At 39.0% G+C, this 2,371-nt stretch carries 3 protein-coding genes; all 3 read left to right on the top strand.

The window, feature by feature from the left end; genetic code table 11:
- The first annotated feature begins 221 nt into the window (after positions 1 to 221).
- Positions 222 to 770, top strand: a complete 549-nt coding sequence (locus tag HMPREF2572_RS03030) for a DUF3304 domain-containing protein (RefSeq protein ID WP_246827754.1) — start codon at positions 222 to 224, stop codon at positions 768 to 770.
- 316 nt (positions 771 to 1,086) lie between these two features.
- On the top strand, positions 1,087 to 1,650 hold the full coding sequence (locus tag HMPREF2572_RS03025; RefSeq protein WP_070496212.1) for a hypothetical protein: 564 nt from the start codon (positions 1,087 to 1,089) through the stop codon (positions 1,648 to 1,650).
- 272 nt (positions 1,651 to 1,922) lie between these two features.
- The coding region (locus HMPREF2572_RS03020) for a contractile injection system protein, VgrG/Pvc8 family (protein WP_246827753.1) at positions 1,923 to 2,371 on the top strand (449 nt) is incomplete at its 3' end.

Raw genomic sequence — 2,371 nt, 5'->3', positions numbered from 1 at the left:
CGTACTGGTTTAAATTTAATCCACTATAAATGAATAACATTCGAGAAGGCAAGCATCAAAGCTCGTCTGAAAGAAACAACGCCAACAAGACACGATTCAGACGACCCATTAGCCGGTTATCCCATTCGCTTTACCCGTCACATCGTTCAAGCTACTATACGAACCACGTTGTCATTTAAAATGCGCTGCCATAAGCCTTATGGCAGACAAAAAGGAAAAAAATGAAAAAAATGAAAAAAATATTTAGGGTTTTGGGCTTGGTCGTTTTAGTCGTTGCTCTTCCGGTTATATCAATCTATGCCTCTTCGGTAAAAGAAATCTTCAATCAAAAGGATGATTTTTTTGTGGATACCGATCAGGAACGCTTGTTTTCATTCATGTTAAACAACTATTCCGACCGAGGTGTAACGATTTTTTATCAACAGGTCGGGCAAACATGGCATCTAGGTGGGATCAGTCCTTATGCAGAGGAAGGGGGAGGACAATGTTGCGTTTCCATCCCCCGCTGGCATGAGGGAATGACGCTGCCACTGACTTTGATGATAAGCACGGATGCAAATGAATTTGAAGAGCGTAACGTTAATGCCAAGGTAGATAAATTTACCGATGAAGACAACGGATTATTGCAGTTTCACATTTTGCCAGATTATTCAGTGCGTGTATTAATTTCAAGTTACGGCAGGATGAGACCGGAAAATCCCATGCATCAGTTTCATGAAACTTTGAAAAAAGATAACGAAGCATACCGTAAGGAAAATCCGGATTTTTAAATTATAGTGGATTAAATTTAAATCAGGACAAAGCGACGAAAATACTACGGCAAGGCGAGGCAACGTCGTACTGGTTTAAATTTAATCCACTATAAGATGGGCGGAACGATGAGCAAAGCTGAACTGGTATTCTATACCAACGAGTCGAATACTAAATAATTTGATGGTTATGTTGGCTTGAGTTCCACGTTACTTGCTTTTCAGAATAATGAATGCAGAGTGAATTAAGTCGACATCAGGAGAAAGGAAGCTTAATAAGCATAGAAGAAAATGGGCGAAATCATTACCAGGGCAATTATGATTAAGGAAGAAAGAAATGGCAAAGCTTATATATGAATTAAATCAATTATATGAATTAAATCAATCTGGGAAATTTTCAGCTTTTTATTTAGATCAAGATAAATTTAGTTATTTCGGATTTTGTGACTCAACAAGACTAAGTTTAGATTTTATACCTAGATTTGAAATAGAAGCAAAAAGTACGAAATTAAAAAACCATCATATACTATTGACTAATGCAACAACCATTTTAGTAGATAAAAATTTAGCTGATTTTTTAATAAATAAATATAATCAAGAAATTCAGATAATTCCAATTGAGTTGGTATGTAAAGATACTATTCTGTCGGATAAATATTTTCTAATTAATTCGTTGCATACTGAAAATATAATTAATGAACAAGAATCAGAAAGAATTTATATCGATGAGAATACTTCGTTTTTATCATCAGATAATATGAAATTAAATGACAATTCACTGAAAATTATAGGTATTGGTAGGCATAACAACCCACTACATTCAACGAAGTTATTTTTTTCTGATGAATTGATATTTGAGTTGCATGAACATGGGTTTGATAAAGGATTTATATTTGCTTAGTTAATCTTAGCTTGGATCAAGATTCAATGCCTAATAAACATAAACATCATTAACAGACTGATTCTAAGTAAATATAGTTTGTATGGCTTCTTGATTTATATATAGGGCGAATACAAGCATATATCTAAATAGGAGACTGCTTTGTTTTACTAAAAAAGGTCGTCTGAAAACCTCCATTCAGACGACCTTTCTACCGTTTATCCCATTTGCTTTACCGTTGATGACGTTCAAGTTACCATACGAACCTCATTGTCATCTTTAAATTCAACGCCATGACTGCCCGCCAATCCTACCACCTGACCTTCGCCCGTTTCTCCCCCTCCCTCTCCGTCAAATCCTTCACCGCCTCCGAAGCCGCCAACACCGCCTACCGCGTCGAAATTACCGCCACCTCCACCGATTCCTCCCTGCCGCTGTCTTCCTACCTCAACCAGCGCGCAGCATTTGAAATCCGTCCGCAGGAGGCCGTATTGTCCGAAGTCGCCGCCGCCTTCGCAGCCGGTTCGGACGACCCTCCGGCGAAACAATGGCAGGGCATTGTGACTTCGTGTGAGAAGCTGTCCGTCTCCAAGGATGAAACCGTTTACCGCTTTGTTTTAGAGCCGCGTTTCGCGGCTTTAAAACATTTCCAATCCTCCCGACTGTTTCAAAATCAAACCGTCCCCGACATCGTTGCCGCCGTCTTCAAGCACCACGGCTTCTCCGGTGTCGACTACCGTTT

Source organism: Neisseria sp. HMSC064E01 (genome assembly GCF_001808875.1).
GTDB lineage: Bacteria > Pseudomonadota > Gammaproteobacteria > Burkholderiales > Neisseriaceae > Neisseria > Neisseria sicca_A.
Note: the sequence above shows the minus strand (reverse complement) of the source record. Positions and strands in the feature narration are given on the sequence as shown.

Excerpts from the sequence above, each read along its gene's own strand:
- HMPREF2572_RS03030 (WP_246827754.1), top strand. The coding sequence starts at position 222 with ATGAAAAAAATGAAAAAAATATTTAGGGTTTTGGGCTTGGTCGTTTTA.
- HMPREF2572_RS03025 (WP_070496212.1), top strand. The coding sequence starts at position 1,087 with ATGGCAAAGCTTATATATGAATTAAATCAATTATATGAATTAAATCAA.